The sequence below is a fragment of the Natronosalvus caseinilyticus genome (assembly GCF_017357105.1).
Lineage (GTDB): Archaea > Halobacteriota > Halobacteria > Halobacteriales > Natrialbaceae > Natronosalvus > Natronosalvus caseinilyticus.
Genome location: NZ_CP071596.1, coordinates 3763188 through 3782894 on the forward strand (window position 1 = coordinate 3763188; position 19707 = coordinate 3782894).

Sequence of the window (19707 nt, forward strand, 5' to 3'; positions counted from 1 at the left end):
CGACCGCAATGGTTTAGGGTGCCACGAGCAAACAAATAAACAGATGTCGCGACCCGACGACGTACTCTATCGTGCCCGCCTCGGCGCGTTCGCCCTCCTCCGAAAGCTCTTCCCGGTCGTGGCGCTCGCCTTTCTATTAATCTGGCCGGTGGTCGTCTTCCAGACCCGCTGGGCCATGCTGCTCGGTTGGGCGAACTTCTTCCTCGGTCTCTTCGTCCTCTGGATCGCCCGCGGGATTCCCCTCTACCCCGCTCACACCTTCGGCGTCGAACACCGCGTCGACGAGGACACCTTCGACGGCCCCCGCAAACACTGTGCTGGCTGTGGCACCACCTGCCGACAGGGCCTCCGACGACGCTACACCCGCCAGTTCGTCGTCTTCGGCGTCCCGCTGCACACCCTCGAGTGGGGCATCAACGACTACTGTCTCGAGTGCGCTCGTCCGGGCGGCGGTCCAGGCGTCGACCGAAGTTCTGAGGTCGGGCGCGTCCGAACGAACGACACCAGCGCGAAGCGCGAACTCGAGCGCGCGCTCGAGGACGATGCCTGATGCCCGAGCGCCCGATCAGTCTCGACCGGCAGGTCCGGCGGCTGGCGGACAACCTCGGGTTCACCCTGCTGTGGGGCTGGCTCTTGGTCTCGCTGTTTTTCGTCCCGACGTGGCTCGGCTACTGGTGGATCGGAGCGCTCCTCTTCTTCCTCGGACTGGCGCTTTGCTGGCAGGCCGCGGCGGCCTCGACCCATCCCGTCTACGTCGTCGGCAAACGCCGCGAGGTCTCGAGCGAGCGGATGACCGACGACACGAGCCTCTGCGACGAGTGTGGTGCCAACGCGGCAGGCGGCGAGCGGCGCCGGTACGCGACCCGGCAGGTCCTCTTCGGCACCACTGTGGCCGTCCCCGAGTGGGGCGAGAACGTCTACTGTCCAGAGTGCCTCGAGCGCGAGGCGAGCAGCGCAGCGCTCGAGACGAGTGCGGATGAGACGGACGGGGACGAAACGAGCGAACGCGGCGAACTGGCTCGAGAATTCGACGACTGACGCGCGTGGGCGGCCGGCTACTCGAGGTACTCCCCCGCTAGCAACTCGACGCGCTCGCGGGTCTCCTCGGGAATCGATTCGACGGGCGTGTTGATCGTCCCCTCGAGCGCCGACCAGGCCTCGCTCTGGAAGTCCTCGGGCATCGTCCGAACCGCCCGCTCGATCACCGCGTTGATCGACTCCTGGTTGGCCGCGGCGTTCTCGAGGACCTCCTCGAGGGTGACCTCGTTGTCCTGTTTCCAGACGTCGTAGTCGGTGATTCCGGTTACCGTCGCGTAACTCATCTCGGCCTCGCGGGCGAGTTTGGCCTCCGGGATGGTGGTCATGCCGACGACGTCCCAGCCCTGGTCGCGGTAGAACTCGCTCTCGGCTCTGGTCGAGTATTGAGGTCCTTCGATGCAGACGTAAGTGCCGCTCTCCTGGACGGTGGTCTCGGCCGCTTCCTTGGCGGCAGTCGCGAGATGGTCGACCATCGCCGGACAGTACGGGTCGGCGAAGCCCATGTGGACGACCATCCCGTCGCCGAAGAACGTCGGCGTCCGATGTTTCGTTCGGTCGAAGATCTGATCCGGGATCACGAGCGACTGCGGTGGCAGGTCCTCGCGCAGGCTGCCGACGGCGTTCGTCGAGATGACGCGGTCGACGCCCGCGTCCTTGAGCGCGTAGATGTTCGCCCGGTAACTCGCCTCGGTGGGGGTGTGGCGGTGGTCCTCGCCGTGACGCGGGAGGAAGACGACCTCTTTGCCCGCTAATTCGCCGATCGTCAGATCGTCGCTCGGCTCGCCGTAGGGCGTCGTCGCCGACTCCGTAGAGACGTTCTCGAGTGGCAGTGCTTCGTAGATACCGCTTCCGCCGATGACGCCGATGGTCATACCTCGACGTCGACGGGGAGGTTCCTAAACGGTGTGGAATCTGTGCGGCCCAGCTCACCACCGACTGCCGCTCGCTCGAGGCGATAGGGCGATGTGACACGCTATCACGTCGTACGAGAGTTCAAGTATCCTGAGAACTATTTCGATTCGTAATGCCTCCCGAGGACGATTCCGGCACCGAGCCCCTCGAGGAGACGGCAGGTACGGCCGCGAGCGTGACCGCGAACGAGAATGCGAACGCGAACTCGAGTGCGAGCGAGAGCGAGGCGACCGACACCGACTCCCCAGGAACGACCACGACGACTGCGACGACCGGTAGCGGCCTCACCGACGGACCGCTTCTCCGACCCATGTTTCGACTCGCGTGGCCACTCATGGTCATCCAGTTACTGCAGGTCGCCTACAACATCGGCGACACCTTCTGGCTGGGTGCGCTGTCGCCGGAATCGGTCGGCGCGCTGAGCCTGGCCTTCCCGCTGATCTTCTTCCTGATCTCGATCGGCGGCGGCTTCACCGCGGCAGGGGCGATCCTCATCGCCCAGCACACGGGCGCCGAGAGCGGCAAAGGCGGATTGATCGCCGGCCAGACGCTCTCGTTCATCTCGATCGTCGCGATCGTCCTCGGCGTGCTCGGTTATTTCGTGACCGATCCGATGCTCGCACTGCTTCCGGCGGATCCGGAGACGAAGGCCACCGTGATCCCCCTGGCGGCCGACTACATGCGCATCTTCTTCCTCGGATCGCCGTTCCTGTTCGGCTTCTTCATCTTCACCTCGCTCATGCGCGGCTACGGGAACACGCGGGCCCCGATGCGCGTGATGGCCGTCAGCGTCGTCGTCAACCTCGTACTCGACCCGCTACTCATCTTCGGCGTCGGGCCGTTTCCCGCCCTCGAGATCGAGGGAGCGGCCGTCGCGACGGTCTTCTCGCGGGCCGTGGCGACCGCCATCGGCCTCTACGTCCTGTTCGGGACGGACGTCGGCCCGAAGATCGAGGCGAGTCACCTCGTCCCACAGCGCGAGTACGTCTCGAAGATCACGCGACTGGGCGTCCCCACGGCGCTCGAGCAGTCGATGAGTTCGCTCGCGATGATCGCGATGACGGCAATGGTCTCGACATTTCCCGTGGCCGTCGTCGCGGCCTACGGCCTGGGCAACCGACTGATCTCGCTCGCCTTCCTCCCGGCGATGGGGATGGGGCAGGCGACGGACACGATCGTCGGCCAGAACCTCGGGGCCGGAAAACCCGACCGCGCCGGACGGGCGACCTGGATCGCCTCCGGCGTCGTCGCGTCGATCATGTTCGCAGCGGGAGTGATCGCGTTCGTCGCCCCGGAACCGATCGTCGGCGTGTTCATGACGTCCGGTGAGGAGGGGGCGGCCGAGACGATCGCCCACGGCAGCACGTACCTCAGGATCGCCGCCTCGATGTTCGTCTTCATGGGCGTCCTGCAGGTCCTCCTCGGCGCGTTCCGCGGGGCCGGGAACACCAAGACGGCGCTCGTCTTCTCGGTCGTCACTCTCTGGATCGCCCGGGTCCCGGTGGCGTACTACCTCATCTTCGTCGCCGGTTGGGGAACGATGGGTATCTGGATCGGCGTCGTCGCCGGCGACGTCGTCGGCGCGCTCGCTGCCATCGCCTACTTCACCCGCGGCACCTGGAAGGGATCGATCGTCGATGACGAGGGCGAAGGAGAGGGCGAGGGCGAGAGCAAGGACGAACCCAAACAAGCGAGGCCAGAACCGGCGAGTACGTCCTCAAGCGACTGAACGAACGAGTGAATGCCTCGAGCGAAGCGTCGATCGCCTCCTCGAGAGTTCCGGACCGAAAATCGCCATCGGGCACGTCGGCGGTGTCAGTCTCGAGATGCTACTCCGCCAGCGCCCACTCACCCGGCGCCGTCATCTCGAGGACCCCCCGGCGTTCCATCTCGGTCAGCACCTCGGTCAGCCGGTTGGGCTGGGCGATCTCCATGCCGATCCGGTCGACGTCGTGATACTCCTTGAGGTAGTGACGGACGTCCGCCTTCGTGAACGAATCTTGGTCGGACTTCTCCATGACCCCCGAAATCAGGTCGACCATGTCCTCGATGAAGTTCCACGGATAGACGACCCAGGCCCACTCCTCGAGTTGCTCGCCGACGTAGTCGGGGTCGAACTCGCTGGTCTGGAGCAGTTGTAGGGTCGCCGTCCGGACCTCGCCGGCGCCGCGATCCTCGACGTACTCCTGGGCGCGCCTGATCGAGCCGCCGGTGTCGGCGATGTCGTCGATGATGAGGACGTCCTTGTCCTCGACGCTCCCCTCGGGCATCGGGTACCGGATGGTCGGCTCGCCGGACTTCTCGGCGGTGCCGACGTAGTGTTCCATCTTCAGGCTCGTCAGGTCGTCGAGGCCGAGAAAGTCACAGATACACCGACCCGCGAACCAGCCCCCGCGAGCCAGCGCGACGATGACGTCCGGTTCGAACGCGTCGCGGCGAACGTCGTCGCTGACGTCTCGACAGAGGCTGTAGATGTACTCCCAGTTCGTGATCGTGCACTTGAAGTCGTCCGGTAGATCGGACATTGCGTGTGGCCACCTACCTCGAGTCGATGACGCCGTCCCTCTTAAGTCGGCTGAATCCGATTCGAGCGGTCGCTCGAGGGTCGGGGTGAACGACGAGGGGTGGCGCCTCGAGGGCTCGAACCGTCGCAACACCTATTTGGTCCCCGTTCAGTGAACAGTGGTAATGGCTGGCAAGTGGATAGCTGGCGTCGTCGAATCGCGTTCGAACGGTGGGCCGCCGACCGTCGATCGGTGGACCCCCGTTTCGGTCCCCGGTCGACCGGGCGGGTTCGCCGAGGCGGCCCGTTCGACCGACGAGCGCCTCGCATATCGAACGACGATCGCCGACCCTCGAACGACGCCCGACGACCGAACGCTGCTCGCCCTCCACGGCGCATCCGGCCTCGAGTCGGTCCGGATCGACGGAACCGAACGCGAGATCGACGCGGGAGCGCCGTACTTCGTTCCGACGAGACTCGAGTTCGAGCCGGAATCCGAAACCGAACTCCACCTCGAGTTCGCGACGGCGCGAACCGCCGGCGGCGTCTACGACACCGACGAGGTACCACCGGAACTCGGCCTGCCGGGAATCTGGTGGGGCGCGGCGGTGCAGGTGCGCCCGCAGACGTTCATCGACGAACTGTCGGTGACGCCTCGACTCGAGGGTGAGACCGCATTCATCAATGTCGAACTCGTCGTCGACGTCGGCGAGGACCCGCTCGACGATTCGATCACGCTCTCGCTCCGCCCCGAGGGGTTTCGCGGCGGCGGGACGATGGACCGCGTCCGCGTCGAGGGCGACCCCGGCGAGCGAGTCGTGGTCTCGAAAACGCTCGAGGTCCGGGACCCGTCGCTGTGGTGGCCGCGAGGATACGGGGACCAGCATCGCTACACGGTGCGGGCGAAACTCGGCGAGGACGCGACCGAACGGACGGTCGGCCTCCGGACGGTCGAGCGCACCGACGACGAACTGCTCGTCAACGATCGGCCGATCCGAGCCCGCGGGGTCGCTCGACTCCCCGGCGGCGACCCACTCGAGGACGTCCAGCGCGTCGTCGACTGCAACGCGAATCTCGTACGCGCGCGTGGCCATGTTCCACGCCCCGAGTTCTACGACGCCTGCGACGAGGCTGGGATACTCGTCTGGCAGGACCTGCCGGTCACCGGGACCGACCCCGAGTTCGAGGTCGACCGCGCGACGGAGCTGGCCGAGGTGCTCCTCGAAACCTACGGCTCGCACCCGAGCCTCGGGCTCGTCGGCGTTCGAAACGAACCGGTCGACCCGTTCGCCGACCCGCTCGGGAGCGGCTGGCGAGCCCGCCTGGCGTTTCGCTGGCGGGCCTGGCGTGCCGGCGTCGACCAGCGCGGGGCGCTCGAGGTCGCCGACTCGATACCCGATTCCGTCGCAACCGTCCCCCTGACGGGAGCGCCGGGACTCGACGCGACCGCCACGACGCTCTACCCGGGCTGGCACTACCTCGAGGCGACCGACGTCGAGTGGCTCCTCGACCGATACCCGTCACTCGGGCGATTCGTTGGCGCGTTCGGCAGCGCGTCGCTCACCGACGACGTCGATCCGGCGGCCGTCGCGGGCATCGACGCCGACTCGTTCGAGCGACGGGCGGCGGGCCCTGAGGAGTCCCTCGCGAAGCAGGCAAAAACTGTGCGGACGGTCGCCGAAGCCCTCCGTCGCCACGAGAGCAGCCTGCTCGTCGCCTCGAGTCTTCGCGATAGCGCGCCGGGCGGGGGCACGGGCGTTCTGACCGTCGACGGCGAGGCGAAGCCGGTGTTCGAGGCGCTCGCGTCCGCCTACGAACCAGTGCAGGCGGTACTCGATTCCGAGCCGGTCCGTGGTAAGGAGGTCGGCGTGACCGTCGTCAACGACGGCCCCGAACTGCTCGAGACGGCGGTTTCCTGGCGAACAGGCGACCAGTCGGGTGAGACGTCGGTAACCGTCGACGCGACGGGCTGTGCGTCGGCCGGAAGCGTCGACATACCATCGGACGCCGATGCCATCGTCCTGTCCCTCGAGTTGCCGGATCGAACAGTCGAGAATCGATACGATTTATAAGCTGTTCGTTCAGCCATGCGAGTGAATTACACACCGTTTCAGGCTCCCTGGTAACGATTTTCACAGTCGAGCGGATCGGTACATTTAAATGGTGCGCACCAGTAGTATCGGGTACCAGAACGCCACCGGGGCGCGTATCGCTCGATGATCGATGACAGGAAATCTTATCACTGGGTTTTCGCGAGTCACGAGCGATTGCGCCGGCCGGTGCGGGTATGGCACCGAAGGTAACTACACATGGTAGACGAATCGAAAAACATCGACCTTACAGACGAACATCTCGAGAACGACTCCAAAGGACAGCTCATCAAGAAGGCCGGCCAGCTCCGGGACCGACGAAACGAGCTGAACCAGATGGCCTCCGAACGCGCCGGCAAGCGTGACGACCTCAACGCGAAGACTCGCGAGAAGGTCGACGAGGCCCAGGAACACCGCGAGAAGCGCGACGAGCTCAACGAGAAGGTCCAGGAGCACAAGGAGAAACGCAACGAACTCAACGCCGAGGCCAACAAGCTCTTCGACAAAGTCGAGACGCTCAAGTCCGACATGGAACTCGACGAGGGCAAGGACCTCGAGCAGCTCGAGTCCGAGATCGAACAGCTAGAGTTCAAACAGCAGACCGAGGTGCTCTCGACCGAAGAGGAGCGCGAACTCATCGAGAAGATCGAATCCAAGCGCGAGGAGTACGCCGAGCGCAAGGACAAGCTCGAGGACAACGACGGCCTCGAGGAACTCGTCGAGGAAGCCGAAGAGGTCCGTTCCGAGGCCTCCCAGCACCACCAGAAGGTGACCGAGCTGGCCGACAAGGCCCAGGAGCACCACAACCAGATGATCGAGGCCTACCGCGAGGCCGACGACATCCGCGACGAGGCCGACGAGATGCACGAGTCCTTCGTCGAGGCCCAGGAGGCCGCCGACCGCCACCACGAGGACTTCGTCCGCGTCCAGAAGCGCCTGCGCGAGATGGACAAGAAAGAGGAGAAACAGCGCCAGTCCGCTCGCGACAAGAAGAAGGAGGAAGCCAAAGAGGAAGCCGAGGAGATCTATCAGAAGTTCAAGGAGGGCGAGACCCTCGACACCGAGGACCTGATGAAGCTCCAGAAGACCGGCCTGCTCTAAGTCCGACGGTTCTCTCTCGAGATTTTCTTCGTTTTTCGACCACGAGCGACAGCTGTGCGACAGCAGTATTCGCGAGACGCTCGAGTGTGCCCGCTGCCGACCGTGGTCAACCATTAACCCACCAGCGGGTGGACTCGGGTGTGTGAGTGAGTACTGATGAAGGGGAGCCACACCGTCGTTCGACTAGGAATCGTTCTGCTGGGAACCGCTATCATCGCCGTCGCCGGCGTCGGCGTGTTCGTCGTCGTTCCGACGACGGTCGCGGACGTTCTCGGCGTCGTGCTCGCGCTCGCGGCGACGCTGGTCGGGTTTCGGTTCGCGAGTAATATCGCCAGATCCGCGTTTCCAGCGTACAACGTCGCGGAGGTGGCCGTCGAGGGACCGATCACGCGCGATGGCGGCGGGTCCGGCCTCAGCAGTCCTGGCTCGACTCCGGCAGACGACGTCGTCGACCAGATCGAGCGGGCGGACGAGGACGGAAACGTCGACGCCCTGCTCGTGAAACTCAACACGCCGGGCGGGCAGGTCGTCCCGAGCGACGACATCAAACTCGCGGCTGAACGCTTCGACGGCCCGACGATTGCCTACGCGACCGATCTCTGTGCCAGCGGTAGCTACTGGATCGCCAGCGGTTGCGACGAACTCTGGGCGCGCGACGCCAGTATCGTCGGCTCCATCGGCGTCGTCGGTTCGCGAGTCAACGCCGCCGAACTGCTTGATCGGGTGGGACTGTCCTACGAGCAGTTCACCGCAGGTGCGTACAAGGACGCCGGGATTCCCCTGAAGAACCTCGAGGACTACGAGCGCGAGTACCTCCAGGGTATCGTCGACGGCTACTACGAGTCGTTCGTCAAGCGAGTCAGCGACGGCCGGGGGCTCGATCCTGAACTGGTCAGGGAGACCGAAGCCCGCGTCTACCTCGGAGCCGACGCGTTCGACCTCGAACTGGTGGACGCTCTCGGCCCACGCGAGGACGTCGAGGAGGCCGTGGCCGAACGGCTCGAGATTGGAGCCGACGACGTGGTCGTCGAGGCGTTCGAACCCGAACGACCGTTGATGGCTCGCGTGGGCGTGGGTGCCCGGTCGCTGGCGTACGCGTTCGGGGCCGGACTCTCGGGAACCGCTCACGAACGCGGATTTCGGCTCCGGGCCTGATCCCATCCGGGAGTCCACCATCGACTCGAGGGGCTGTACGCCGATGACGGGGCCGACGAACTCGGATACGCGGCCCGACGGCCGTTCGACCCGCCAAACGAGTGAGTGGTTTTATCGTCGCAGAGAATGCAACAGAAACCGTGACAACGCTGGTGGTCTGTCTCGACCGAACCGACGACGTCGGTCGACGGACCGGTCTCCGGACGCCAATCGTGGGGTGGGAAGCCGTCCGCGCCCTGGTGACCGACGTCGGCCTCGCCGACCCGGAAGACTCGGGAGTGAACACGTTGCTCGAGTCCCTGCGGGTCGCCCAGAGCCTCCGCGACGACGACGAGGAGACGGTCGTCGCGGTGGTTTCGGGGGACCGCGAGTCGATGGTCTCGGCCGATCGGGCGGTCGCCCGCCAGCTGGACGATTTGATGACCGAGTACGAACCGGACTCAGCGGTCGTCGTCATCGACAGTGCCGAAGACGAGCGACTCGTCCCCATCGTCGAGAGCCGACTGCAGGTCGACGCCGTCGACCGGGTGGTCGTTCGACAGGCCAGGGACATCGAGTCGACGTACTACCTGCTCAAGCAGTTCCTGGCCGACGAGGAGCTTCGCCAGACCATCCTGGTGCCCCTCGGGTTGACCCTGCTCGTCTTTCCGATACTCGCCAGCGTGTTCACCCCGGCGGTCGGCGCAGCCACGATCACGGCCGTGATCGGGTTGTTCCTGCTGTACAAGGGATTCAGCATCGACGAACGGTTGACCAGGACGGCGAAACGGCTCCGGGAGTCGTTGTACTCCGGACAGGTCTCAGTCGTCACCTACGTCGTCGCCATCGGGTTGACCCTCGTGGGCCTCTTCGTCGGCGCGCTCGGCGTCTCGACCCTCGAGGACACGCAGGGGGTGCTCGTCCCGACGATGCGCTTCGTCTTCGACAGCGTCCCCTGGTTGGCCGCCGCGGGGCTCACTGCCAGCCTGGGCCGGCTGTTCGACGAACTGATCGACGACGGTCCCCTTCGCAGTTCCTACCTCCACCTGCCGTCGCTCGTCGTCTCCGTCGGGCTGGTCGTTCGCGGGTTCAGCGGCTTCTTCCTCGAACAACAGGGGTGGACCGATCCCCTGATCGTGCAGTTCGGCCAGCAGGGATTCGGGCGAGTCGCGTTCACGGCCGAGCAACGGCTGGCGCTCTTCGTCGGCCTGGCGATTCTTCTCAGCCTGGTCGGCGTCTTCGTCGTCTCGCGTATTGCCGACTCCGCCGCTGAAAACGAGTACGCCGATGGCGACGAGTCAGCGGCGGAAGAAGAACCGTCGCGACTGGCGGACGCGGAGTTGACCGACGGTGGGTCGAAATCCGCACGGTCTCGAGACGAGGGGACGGCGGGCGATAGCGACGATTCGGCCGATCCGATGCCGAAGACGGAGGACGAAACGGGCTCCAATGTTTACGTCGACACCGGCATCGACGAAGACACGGATACCGACACCGATAGCGACACCGACACCGGAGTCGACGAAGACACGGATACCGACACCGGGGACGACACCGACACCGATAGCCAGCGTGACCCCGAGTGACCCGACTCGCCACCCCTATGACGCTCGAGTCGAACCATCGAGTATGACAGCACCGGACGACGCCGACGATTCGACGGGCACAGGCGCCTGGGTCGGCCTCTTTTCGGGCGGCAAGGATTCCGCGTGGGCGGTGTATCGAGCGCTCGAGCGCGGGCTCTCCGTCGAGTGGCTCCTGACGGTCCACCCGACTGGCGACTCCTACATGTACCACGTCCCCGAGACGCGCCTGACGGCGCTGGTCGCGGAGAGCATGGGCATTCCGCTGATCGACGTCGAACCCGACTCGTTCGACGCCGAATCGGCGACGGACTCGAGCACACAGGGCGACGACGAACTCGAGCCGCTCGAGGCGGCGCTCGCCGACCTCGCGGACGACCTCGAGGGCGATGGCGGGCTCGCCGGGGTCACCGCAGGCGCCGTCGAGAGCGAGTTCCAGACCAGTCGCCTCGAAGCGATGTGTGAGCGCCTCGAGTGTGACCTGTTCGCGCCGCTCTGGCGAGAGGATCCTCGAGAACTGGCCGAGTCGATGCTCGAGGCCGGGTTCGAGATCGTAATCGTCCAGGTGGCGGCGGCGGGCCTGGACGAGTCGTGGTTGGGTCGGACGCTCGATTACGACGCGCTGGCTGAACTCGAGGCGCTCAACGAGGAGTACGGCGTCCACCTGCTGGGCGAAGGCGGCGAGTTCGAGACGCTGGTCGTGGACGGGCCGCACATGGATCGGCGACTGGATCTCGAGTACGAGACCGAGTGGGAAGGGACCCGTGGACGGATTCGAGTGAGTGAGGCGAGGCTCGAGTAGTTCCATCCAGCAGTTAGTCTCACCTCGATCCTACCGCGAGCGAACGCGGTGAGCGAGCGGGCCGACGACTGACCCGTAGGGGAGGGAGGAGTGCTTTTGGTCCAGCTTTTGCCGAGGGACGCCGCGCTGTGTGGCGAAGCCACCAGCGCGGCAGACCGCAGTGCAAAAGGTGGGTTTTCAATCCGTCTCGCCCGCCGGCTCCTCGCCAGCGGCAGTCGCGGCCGACATCTCGAGCGTTGTCGGGCCCTGGGTGGGTTCCTCCGCGAGCGTGGGTCGCGGCTCGAGGTTGCCGTAGGCCTCGCCGAAAACGTTGAGGCCGGCCTTGAACACCGCGAGGAGGACCGGGCCGAGGAACAGGCCCATGATCCCGAGGAGGTAGAGTCCCCCAATGACGCCGACGAGGACGACCGCGGGGTGGACGCCCGACTGGCGATCGACGAAGATGGCGCGCAGGTAGTTGTCGACAACCGAGAGGACCGCGGCACCGTAGGCGAGCAGGAGGAGACCGGCGCCGGTCTCGCCGCTGGCGAGGAGGTAGCCGGCGGCCGGACCCCAGACGAGCCAGACGCCGATGGCCGGCAGGAAGGCGGCGACGATCATGACCAGCGTCCAGAAGGCGACGTTGGAGATGCCGGCGACCCAGAGACCGAGGCCGCCGAGGGCGCCCTGGACGAGCGCGACCAGGACGTGACTGCGGATGACCGCCCAGGTGACGACCCGAATTTCCTCGAACAGTTCGTCCTGAACGACGGGGTCGAGGGGGGCGATGGCGCCGACCCAGTGAACGAACCGATCGCCGTCGACCAGGAAGTAATAGAGCAGGAATACGAGGACGATCAGTCCGATGCTCATCTCCATTCCCGAGTTGAGCAGGCGAACGGATTCGTCCAGCAGGAGGTTGATGACGCGGGTGAGGACGTCGGTTTCGACGCCGGTGAGCGCCTGTTCCTCGAGGGCGGCGACCGTCTGCGGGTCGAGACCGAGATCTTCGGCCGTCGTTCGGACCCCCTCGAGCAGGTTGCGGCCGTCCAGGTCGCGGAGAAACGAGAACACGGTCTGAAAGAGAATCACCGAGAAAATCACCAGCGGCACGACGGCGGTGACGACGGCGACGACGGTCAACGCCAGGGCGACGAGTTTCGTCCCGTAGCGATTCCCGAGCCACGTCGGCTCGAGTCGAGTCTCGAGGCGCCGCTGGAGGGGATAGAGGACGAACGCGAGCAGACAGGCAGCCATCACGTACGGAAAGAGGGGGAGAACCATTAGCGCGGCTATGTAGCCGAGGATCAACAGCGAGAGTACGAAGAACCCGGCTCGAATATCCATAGCGAGTGCTAACGTGACAGTCCCATAAGTCTTCACCTTCGGCGGGGTGGTCGCGACGACCTATAGCGGAATCTAGAGCGGGATCGGGAGCCACTCGAGAGCCCCGAGCAGTTCCGTGGGGTCGAACAGCGGCTCTCGGAGGACCAACCAGTCGAGAAGCACCAGTCCGGCGCCGTGGGCGACGACCGAGGGCAGGATCGAGTTCGAGTGGTAGTCGACGGCGCCGAAGAGGACGTCCGTCGGCCCCGAGAGCAGGAACTCGATCGGCGGCTTCGCGGCGTGGTGGATCATGTAGACGACGGGGCTGATGAACACGGCCACGATGCCGATTTCCTTGACGCCGACGCAGAGCAGGCCCCGGTAGTAGGTCTCGGCGGCGAGTGCGAGCGTAAACAGCTGGATCGCGTGGGGGAGAAACTCGCCCATCGCGAGCGACGTCTCCCACATCGGGTAGTACGCGCGGATCGTGGGGAGCGTCGAGCCGACGAGGTAGATCGGGAGGACGAATAGCGCCAGCAACACCGCGTTTCGGATCGCGACGCGGTCGACGTGCCAGCCGATGTGACGCCCGTGGGTGTAGCCGAGCGCGAGCGGCCCGCCAATCAGGACGACCGAGTCGAAGATCGCCCGTCGGCCGATGGACTCGGGGACGCCGGTCATCCAGACGATCGTGAGAACTGCTCCCGCGATCAACGACTTCTGGACCCAGGATCGGTCACCGAGGTGTTCGCGCACCCACCGGCGAAGGCCCGATTCGTCCACCCGTTCCACGATTCGTTACTCGCTCGAGGCCGATTCGTCGGCGGTCGACGCGCTCGAGTCCGCCGTTGTGCCCGAGTCCGCTGCCGCGCCCGAGTTTGCCGTCGCGACGGGTCCGGTTCCAACGACGTCCTGGACGTGTGCCTCGAACTCCTGGCGGCGCTCGAAGTACGTCTCGTCGACGTCCTCGAGGACGGTCGAAATAGCTCGGGGACCGTCGGGCGTTCGGATCTCGCTGTCGCCCTCGAGTCGGTCGATTTCGCTCTTCTGGATGGGCCAGTGCAGGCGAGAGGTCACGCGCGCGAGGGGGGCTCCCTCGACGGGCGTGTGCTCACCGAGCTCGACGGCGGGCGTCGAATCGTCTTCCTCGTCACTCATAGGCGAGCGTTCGCGAGCCCGTCGATTCAAGCTTTCGTTTCCGCGGGATCAGGACCTCCCTTGCCTCGTCGGTCGTGGTGGCTCGAGTCACCATCGGGACTCGATCGATTTGGTGTGCCAGCGTCACTCCTCGAGGGGCGATCGCCAGCGCAGGAACGGTGCGTATCGGAGTTCCTGTTTATCCTATAGAAAGTATAGTAATAAGGCGGGCCGAGGTTGGTCTCGACGGTGGTTCCAAACGACGAGTACGCGTCGAGTCTCACATCGTTTCACCCCTACCCGATGGGCGTCGAATTGGGCACGATCCGGGTCGAAAACCATCTATGATATTTTACATGTGTCTGACGTATCGTTTTGTGGAATGAGCCCCATTGGGCGGATATGACAAGCCTGACGGACGTTTACGACGGGGCCGGAGCGGGAACGAGCCACCGACGGCTGTACGCCGGAACGGCACTCGTCGCCGTCGGGGCGCTCCTCTCCGTCGTCGCCGTCATCGTCGCGACGACCTCGACGTTCGCGAGCCTGTTCGCCGACCAGTACGAGCCGGTGCTGTGGGCAGGAATACTCGCCGGGACCGGCGTTCCGCTGGCGCTGCTGGGGGTCTTCACCGTCCTTCCGGCGAGTCGCCGCGTGCAGGCTGCCGCCGTAATTGGCACGAGCATCTGTCTGCTCGGCGTCGTCTTCTTCTCCTACGCCTACCCGGACCACTGGCGAAACTACGGCCAGAACCTCACGCTCCAGGTGTCCGTCGTCTACCTCTTCGGCCTGTTCACCGCGATGTGGTGTCTGTTCACCGGCGTCGTCAACTTCAAGACGCGAAACGACCCCGGTGGCATGCTCGAGATGAACGTCACCCGCCGAAACCAGACGAAGGTCGTCGAGGTCGAGTCCTCGAGAGGCGGCCTGGGCGGCATCGGCTTCCTCGGCGGGACGCCCGACGGCGAGGTCGAGACGCAGACTGCCGAGAAGAACGGACCATCCACCTCCGGGAACCCGGGCTCGGCGGCCAGCGACGGTGGCTCGACCACGCAGGACATTCGGTCGCCGCTCGATGACGGGCCCTCGGCGGACGCTACCGATTCGGACGGCGTCATCGTCGACGGGCCGACGGCTGCCGATCCGACCGACCGCTACTGCGGGAACTGCCAGCACTTCCAGTACGTCCGAACGTCGAACGGGATGACGCCCTACTGTGGGCGCTTCGAGGAGACGATGGACGACATGGATGCCTGCGAGGAGTGGACGCCGAATCGCCGGTAGAGTCGATTCGTCATGTTCGCCGCACCGTCGTTTCCTCGAGACTCGAGCGGCCGCGCCGAACGAAAGAGTAGAAGTGTTCGGTCCGTAAACCACATTCCATGTACGACCGCATCAAGGGCTTTCGCGACTTCTATCCCGGCGAGATGGCCGCTCGCCGCCAGGCGATCGATACCCTCGAGGAGACGGCCCGTCGATACGGATTTCGAGAAATCGGGACGCCGGCGCTCGAGCGCGCGGAAATGTGGACCGACAAGAGCGGGGACGACATCGTCGACGAACTCTACGCATTCGAGGACCAGGGCGGCCGCCACGTCACCCTCACCCCGGAACTGACGCCGACGGTCGCCAGGATGGTCGTCGCCAAGCAACAGGAACTCTCGAAGCCAATTAAATGGTTCTCGACGCGCCCGTTCTGGCGCTACGAGCAGGTCCAGCAGGGCCGCCAGCGCGAGTTCTACCAGACCAACGTCGACATCTTCGGCTCCTCGGAGCCCGAGGCCGACGCCGAGATCCTGGCGTGGGCTGCCGACGCGCTCACCGGTCTCGGGCTCACGGGCGAGCACTTCGAGTTCCGCATCTCCCACCGCGACATCCTCGGCGGCATCTTCGAGACCTACGGCGACGACGTCGACGTCGAGGCGGCCATCAGGGCCGTCGACAAGTCGGACAAAATCGACCGCGCCGAGTACCACGGGTTGCTCGCCGACGCCGGACTCTCACGAGGTGAGGCCGAGGACGTCGCCGACCTGATCGCCGGGGGCGACCTCGAGGCAGTCGACGCGTTCGCCGACACCGAGCGCGTCACGGCAGCCGTCGAGAACCTGCAGGACGTCCTCGCGGCGGCCGAGGACTTCGGCGCCCGCGAGTACTGCACCATCTCGCTCGAGACGGCTCGCGGCCTGGACTACTACACGGGCGTCGTCTTCGAGTGCTTCGACTCTGCGGGCGACGTCTCGCGGTCGATCTTCGGCGGCGGGCGCTACGACGACCTGATCGAGTCCTTCGGCGGCCAGCCGACGCCCGCGGTCGGCGTCGCTCCCGGCCACGCGACCCTGCCGCTACTCATGCAACGCGCCGGCGTCTGGCCCGCCGAGGAGGTGACGACCGACTACTACGTTCTCTCGGTGGGCGACACCCGCTCGGTGGCCTCGCGGATCGCTCGCGACCTCAGAAACCGGGGCCACGTCGTCGAGAGCGACGTCGCCGGGCGCTCCTTCGGCGCCCAGCTGGGGTACGCCGACTCGATCAACGCCGAGACGACGGTCATCGTCGGCGAGCGCGACCTCGAGAACGACGAAATCACGGTCAAGGAGATGGCCTCGGGCGACGAGGTCCAGGTTCCAGTTACCGCGTTCCCCGGCGACCTCGAGCGGCCGACCATCGACGATTTCGACGCCTGAGACGCTTCCTCGAGTACGTTCGTCTTTGCGGCGCTTTCTTGCTCGAGCGCCACGAAGAACGAGTCGTGACCGACGAGGAACGACGACGCTGGAACGACCGCTACGAGGGCTCGACACACCGCTCGCCCGAGGATCCGTCGGCCGTCCTCGAGGCCCTCGCGGACGACCTCCTCGCGGGTCGGGCGCTCGACGTCGCCACCGGCGGCGGCCGAAACGCCCGGTTCCTCGCCGAGAGAGGGTGGACGGTCGACGCCATCGACATCTCGAGTACCGTGCTATCGAGGGCTCGAGAGCGAGAGCAGGATCGAGAACGAACGCTCGAGCGGACGTTGGCGATCAACTGGATTCTGGCCGACGTGGATAGCTACGGGTTTCGCCCGAACGCCTACGACCTGGTCACGATCAGTTTCTTCGACGCCCGCGACCGCCTGCCCGCGATCATCGACGCCCTCGCCCCTGGTGGGGTGCTCGTCTACGAACACTACCTGGACGACGCGAGCAGCGGCGGTCCCGGAAACCGCTACCGCTTCGAGCCGAACGAACTCCTCGAGGCCTGCTCGAGGCTCGAGATCCGGTACTACGCCGAACGGGAGGTCGACGGCGAGCGACTGGTAACCCTGGTCGGCCACCGATCCGGCGATCCCACGAGGGGAACGTCCGAGCATGGGGAGTGGTTCCCGACGTATCGCGTCCCCTGATTCGTCTCCCCTGACTCGAGCGACCAGAACTATTTTTTGGCCGTCCAACGCACGAGGAGTATGCGACTCGCCGTCATCTCCGATACGCACATACCCGAGCGAGCAGACGCCATCCCGGACGGCTTCCGGGAGCGCATCGCCGACGCGGACCACACCATTCACGCCGGCGACTTCGAGACCCACGAGACGCTCGCGGAGATTCGCGACCTCACCGCTGACCTGACTGCCGTCCACGGCAACGCCGATCCGGCGGACCTCGAGTTGCCAGCGGTGGCGGACGTGACCCTCGAGGGCGTCACCTTCGTCGTCACCCACGGCACGCTGAACCCGGTTGAAGCGGCCGTCTACGGCCACGACGGAATGGTCATGGCCGACGAGGACTGGGCGAACGCCATCGCGGACACCGCTCGAGCGCGGACCCGCGCGTGGGACGGGGAGGGGGTCGTCGGCATCGGTGGTCACTCCCACAGGGTCGAAGACCGCGTCCACGAGGGGATTCGACTGCTCAACCCGGGTTCGGTGACGGGGGCCGACCCCGCCGAGAAGGCGACGATGATGACCGTCGACGTCGAGGACGGCGACCTCGAGGTGACGCTCCACGAGGCCTGATTCGATCACCGGGCGCCCTGGACCATCGCCCACCCGATCGCACCGGCGACGGCAAGAACGATTAGCGCGCTGACGACGTAGACGAGCGCCGTGAATACGGGCCCCAGCAGAGCGACGAGAATCACGATCAGGAGGACGATGATGACGTTGAGACGAAAGATGACGGGATCGTCAGACATTATTTCCACTCGATTTTGAAACACTAAATATATTTTGATGGAGGCGGACGACTCGAACAGGATAGGCAATTCGAACAGGATAGGCGACTCGAGGCCCACTCAGGCCAGCCCGATCTGTTCGGTGTAGGCGCCGTAGTGGTCCTCGAACACCTGCATGATCTCGCCCATCGTCGCGTACGCCTTGACGGCGTCGACGATGGCGGGCATGGTGTTCTCGTCGCTCCCGATGGTCGCCTTCAGGTCCTCGAGAGCAGCCTCGACGGTCGCGTCGTCGCGCTCGGCTTTCGTCCGCTCGAGTCGCTCGAGCTGGGTTTCCTGAGCGGCCTCGTCGACGTGGAGGATCTCGGGGCTGGTGTCCTCATCGATGGTGAACTTGTTGACGCCGACGACGACCTCCTCTTCGCGCTCGACGCGCTCCTGGTACTCGTAGGAGGCCTCCTGAATCTCCCGGAGGAAGTAGCCGTCGTCGATGCCCTGGAGGATGCCGTCTCGCACGGAGCCGTCGCCGAGGTCGCGGATGTGCTCGATGTATTCCATCGCCTGCTCCTCGACCTCGTTGGTCAGGGATTCGACGGCGAACGAACCGCCGAGCGGATCGACGATGTCGGCAGCGCCGGACTCCTCGGCGATGATCTGCTGGGTCCGCAGGGCGACGCGAACGGCCTTCTCGCTGGGCAGGGCGAGCGCCTCGTCGAAACTGTTGGTGTGGAGGCTCTGGGTTCCTCCTAACACCCCGGCGAGGGCTTGGACGGTGACGCGAGCGACGTTGTTGATCGGCTGCTGGGCGGTCAGTGACTGGCCGGCGGTCTGGGTGTGGAACTTCAGCCGTTTGGATTCGGCGCGCTCGGCGTCGTACCACTCGTCCATCACGCGGGCGTAGATTCGCCGTGCGGCGCGGAACTTGGCGATCTCCTCGAAGAAGGAGTTGTGGCAGTTGAAGAAAAACGAGAGACGCGGCGCGAACTCGTCGACCTCGAGGCCCCGGTCCATCGCGTCCTCGACGTAGCCGAACCCGTCCGCGAGGGTGAAGGCGAGTTCCTGGACGGCGGTCGAACCGGCCTCGCGGATGTGGTAGCCCGAGACCGAGATGGGGTGGAACTTCGGGGTCTCCTCGGTCGAGAATTCGACGACGTCGGTCACGAGGTCGAGGGCGGGTTCGGGCGGGATGACCCACTCCTTCTGGGCGATGAACTCCTTGAACATGTCGTTCTGGAGGGTGCCGCGGACCTGGTCGCGGGGCACGCCCTGCTGGTCGGCCAGCGCGACGTACATCGCGTAGATGACGGGCGCAGAGGGGTTGATCGTGAAACTCGTCGAGACCTCGCCGACGTCGATGCCGTCGAACAGCACCTCCATGTCCCGCAACGTGTCCACGGCGACGCCCTCCTTGCCGACCTCGCCGTCGCTCATCGGGTCGTCCGAGTCGAGCCCCATCAGCGTCGGCATGTCGAACGCCGTCGAGAGGCCGGTCTGGCCCTGGTCGATCAGGTAGTGAAAGCGCTCGTTGGTCTCTTCGACGGTCCCGAACCCGGCGAACTGACGCATCGTCCACGTCCGGCCGCGGTACATCGTCGGGTACGGCCCCCGCGTGTAGGGTTCCTCGCCGGGAAAGCCCAGATCCTCGAGGTAGTCCAGGTCAGAGACGTCGTCCGGGGTGTACAGTCGGTCGACCTCGAGGTTCGAGACCGTCGCGAACCGGTCTTTTCGCTCCCCGAAGCGGTCCATCACGGGCTCGAGCGTCTCCGATTCCCACTCGGATTCGCCGTCCTGGATCGCCTCGAGCTCCTCCTCATCGTACATGAGCGTAAGTATTGCCGGACGGTCCATTAAGGATTCCGGGAACGGTCGATACGCCAGCGCCATTGGCGGAGCTGAGGGATGTGGGAACGCGATTTGCTCGCATCACCCGACCCGCACACTGTGAAGCGGACC

Annotated in this window: 18 protein-coding genes and 1 pseudogene; 12 read left to right on the forward strand and 7 right to left on the reverse strand. The window is 65.5% G+C overall.

The window, feature by feature from the left end:
- Nucleotides 1-43 precede the first annotated feature (43 nt).
- Nucleotides 44-550 (forward strand): DUF8108 domain-containing protein, encoded by a 507-nt coding sequence (locus J1N60_RS18265; protein ID WP_312909378.1) that lies wholly within the window; start codon nucleotides 44-46, stop codon nucleotides 548-550.
- Complete coding sequence (locus tag J1N60_RS18270; protein ID WP_312909379.1) at nucleotides 550-1038, forward strand: DUF8108 domain-containing protein; 489 nt, start codon at nucleotides 550-552, stop codon at nucleotides 1036-1038. Before J1N60_RS18265 ends, J1N60_RS18270 begins: the two co-directional genes overlap by 1 nt.
- A 17-nt stretch (nucleotides 1039-1055) precedes the next feature.
- On the opposite strand, the gene mtnP is transcribed toward J1N60_RS18270, so the two are convergent.
- The gene (mtnP, locus tag J1N60_RS18275) at nucleotides 1056-1910 is read right to left on the reverse strand and encodes an S-methyl-5'-thioadenosine phosphorylase (protein ID WP_312909380.1); all 855 of its coding nucleotides are present in this window, start codon (nucleotides 1908-1910) and stop codon (nucleotides 1056-1058) included.
- Between the two features lie 350 nt (nucleotides 1911-2260).
- Here mtnP and J1N60_RS18280 point away from each other — a divergent pair, with 350 nt between their 5' ends.
- Nucleotides 2261-3679, forward strand: coding sequence for an MATE family efflux transporter (locus J1N60_RS18280; RefSeq protein ID WP_312912617.1), 1419 nt, complete (start codon nucleotides 2261-2263; stop codon nucleotides 3677-3679).
- Nucleotides 3680-3779: 100 nt separating this feature from the next.
- On the opposite strand, the gene J1N60_RS18285 is transcribed toward J1N60_RS18280, so the two are convergent.
- Nucleotides 3780-4475, reverse strand: coding sequence for a phosphoribosyltransferase (locus J1N60_RS18285; RefSeq protein WP_312909381.1), 696 nt, complete (start codon nucleotides 4473-4475; stop codon nucleotides 3780-3782).
- A 163-nt stretch (nucleotides 4476-4638) separates the two neighbouring features.
- Here J1N60_RS18285 and J1N60_RS18290 point away from each other — a divergent pair, with 163 nt between their 5' ends.
- From J1N60_RS18290 to J1N60_RS18310, 5 genes are all read left to right on the forward strand, one after another.
- On the forward strand, nucleotides 4639-6525 hold the full coding sequence (locus J1N60_RS18290; RefSeq protein ID WP_312909382.1) for a glycoside hydrolase family 2 protein: 1887 nt from the start codon (nucleotides 4639-4641) through the stop codon (nucleotides 6523-6525).
- Between the two features lie 237 nt (nucleotides 6526-6762).
- Entirely contained in the window at nucleotides 6763-7644 is an 882-nt protein-coding gene (locus J1N60_RS18295) for a coiled-coil protein (RefSeq protein WP_312909383.1), read from the forward strand.
- 156 nt (nucleotides 7645-7800) lie between these two features.
- Complete coding sequence (sppA, locus tag J1N60_RS18300) at nucleotides 7801-8799, forward strand: signal peptide peptidase SppA (RefSeq protein WP_312909384.1); 999 nt, start codon at nucleotides 7801-7803, stop codon at nucleotides 8797-8799.
- A 140-nt stretch (nucleotides 8800-8939) separates the two neighbouring features.
- Nucleotides 8940-10364 (forward strand): DUF373 family protein, encoded by a 1425-nt coding sequence (locus J1N60_RS18305; RefSeq protein WP_312909385.1) that lies wholly within the window; start codon nucleotides 8940-8942, stop codon nucleotides 10362-10364.
- 43 nt (nucleotides 10365-10407) lie between these two features.
- Nucleotides 10408-11163, forward strand: coding sequence for a diphthine--ammonia ligase (locus J1N60_RS18310; protein ID WP_312909386.1), 756 nt, complete (start codon nucleotides 10408-10410; stop codon nucleotides 11161-11163).
- A gap of 177 nt (nucleotides 11164-11340) precedes the next feature.
- Here J1N60_RS18310 and J1N60_RS18315 read toward each other — a convergent pair whose 3' ends face one another.
- The 3 genes and pseudogenes from J1N60_RS18315 to J1N60_RS18325 all read right to left on the reverse strand — a co-directional run.
- The gene (locus J1N60_RS18315) at nucleotides 11341-12489 is read right to left on the reverse strand and encodes an AI-2E family transporter (RefSeq protein WP_312909387.1); all 1149 of its coding nucleotides are present in this window, start codon (nucleotides 12487-12489) and stop codon (nucleotides 11341-11343) included.
- Between the two features lie 72 nt (nucleotides 12490-12561).
- Nucleotides 12562-13260 carry a CPBP family glutamic-type intramembrane protease gene (locus J1N60_RS18320; protein WP_312909388.1) on the reverse strand — a complete coding sequence of 233 codons (699 nt, stop codon included), beginning with the start codon at nucleotides 13258-13260 and terminating at the stop codon, nucleotides 12562-12564.
- Between the two features lie 84 nt (nucleotides 13261-13344).
- A pseudogene (locus J1N60_RS18325) lies at nucleotides 13345-13626 on the reverse strand (DUF5789 family protein); the annotation flags it as partial.
- Nucleotides 13627-14007: 381 nt separating this feature from the next.
- On the opposite strand from J1N60_RS18325, the gene J1N60_RS18330 reads away from it, so the two are divergent.
- The 4 genes from J1N60_RS18330 to J1N60_RS18345 all read left to right on the forward strand — a co-directional run bounded on the left by J1N60_RS18330 (nucleotide 14008) and on the right by J1N60_RS18345 (nucleotide 17596).
- Nucleotides 14008-14889, forward strand: a complete 882-nt coding sequence (locus J1N60_RS18330) for a cell division protein CdpA domain-containing protein (protein WP_312909389.1) — start codon at nucleotides 14008-14010, stop codon at nucleotides 14887-14889.
- Nucleotides 14890-14987: 98 nt separating this feature from the next.
- The gene (gene hisS / locus J1N60_RS18335; protein WP_312909390.1) at nucleotides 14988-16289 is read left to right on the forward strand and encodes a histidine--tRNA ligase; all 1302 of its coding nucleotides are present in this window, start codon (nucleotides 14988-14990) and stop codon (nucleotides 16287-16289) included.
- Nucleotides 16290-16354: 65 nt separating this feature from the next.
- Nucleotides 16355-16987 carry a class I SAM-dependent methyltransferase gene (locus J1N60_RS18340; RefSeq protein ID WP_312909391.1) on the forward strand — a complete coding sequence of 211 codons (633 nt, stop codon included), beginning with the start codon at nucleotides 16355-16357 and terminating at the stop codon, nucleotides 16985-16987.
- 60 nt (nucleotides 16988-17047) lie between these two features.
- Nucleotides 17048-17596: a metallophosphoesterase family protein gene (locus tag J1N60_RS18345; RefSeq protein WP_312909392.1), complete on the forward strand. Its 549-nt coding sequence runs from the start codon at nucleotides 17048-17050 to the stop codon at nucleotides 17594-17596.
- Nucleotides 17597-17601: 5 nt separating this feature from the next.
- On the opposite strand, the gene J1N60_RS18350 is transcribed toward J1N60_RS18345, so the two are convergent.
- A complete protein-coding gene (locus J1N60_RS18350) occupies nucleotides 17602-17775 on the reverse strand; it encodes a hypothetical protein (protein ID WP_312909393.1) in 174 nt (57 codons plus the stop codon).
- A gap of 99 nt (nucleotides 17776-17874) precedes the next feature.
- Nucleotides 17875-19575, reverse strand: coding sequence for a methylmalonyl-CoA mutase family protein (locus J1N60_RS18355; RefSeq protein ID WP_312909394.1), 1701 nt, complete (start codon nucleotides 19573-19575; stop codon nucleotides 17875-17877).
- Between the last annotated feature and the right edge of the window lie 132 nt (nucleotides 19576-19707).

Excerpts from the sequence above, each read along its gene's own strand:
- J1N60_RS18290 (WP_312909382.1), top strand. The coding sequence starts at position 4,639 with ATGGCTGGCAAGTGGATAGCTGGCGTCGTCGAATCGCGTTCGAACGGT.
- J1N60_RS18345 (WP_312909392.1), top strand. The coding sequence starts at position 17,048 with ATGCGACTCGCCGTCATCTCCGATACGCACATACCCGAGCGAGCAGAC.
- sppA (WP_312909384.1), top strand. The coding sequence starts at position 7,801 with ATGAAGGGGAGCCACACCGTCGTTCGACTAGGAATCGTTCTGCTGGGA.
- J1N60_RS18285 (WP_312909381.1), bottom strand. The coding sequence starts at position 4,475 with ATGTCCGATCTACCGGACGACTTCAAGTGCACGATCACGAACTGGGAG.
- J1N60_RS18280 (WP_312912617.1), top strand. The coding sequence starts at position 2,261 with ATGTTTCGACTCGCGTGGCCACTCATGGTCATCCAGTTACTGCAGGTC.
- hisS (WP_312909390.1), top strand. The coding sequence starts at position 14,988 with ATGTACGACCGCATCAAGGGCTTTCGCGACTTCTATCCCGGCGAGATG.
- J1N60_RS18310 (WP_312909386.1), top strand. The coding sequence starts at position 10,408 with ATGACAGCACCGGACGACGCCGACGATTCGACGGGCACAGGCGCCTGG.
- J1N60_RS18265 (WP_312909378.1), top strand. The coding sequence starts at position 44 with ATGTCGCGACCCGACGACGTACTCTATCGTGCCCGCCTCGGCGCGTTC.
- J1N60_RS18330 (WP_312909389.1), top strand. The coding sequence starts at position 14,008 with ATGACAAGCCTGACGGACGTTTACGACGGGGCCGGAGCGGGAACGAGC.
- mtnP (WP_312909380.1), bottom strand. The coding sequence starts at position 1,910 with ATGACCATCGGCGTCATCGGCGGAAGCGGTATCTACGAAGCACTGCCA.
- J1N60_RS18295 (WP_312909383.1), top strand. The coding sequence starts at position 6,763 with ATGGTAGACGAATCGAAAAACATCGACCTTACAGACGAACATCTCGAG.
- J1N60_RS18350 (WP_312909393.1), bottom strand. The coding sequence starts at position 17,775 with ATGTCTGACGATCCCGTCATCTTTCGTCTCAACGTCATCATCGTCCTC.
- J1N60_RS18270 (WP_312909379.1), top strand. The coding sequence starts at position 550 with ATGCCCGAGCGCCCGATCAGTCTCGACCGGCAGGTCCGGCGGCTGGCG.
- J1N60_RS18315 (WP_312909387.1), bottom strand. The coding sequence starts at position 12,489 with ATGGATATTCGAGCCGGGTTCTTCGTACTCTCGCTGTTGATCCTCGGC.
- J1N60_RS18355 (WP_312909394.1), bottom strand. The coding sequence starts at position 19,575 with ATGTACGATGAGGAGGAGCTCGAGGCGATCCAGGACGGCGAATCCGAG.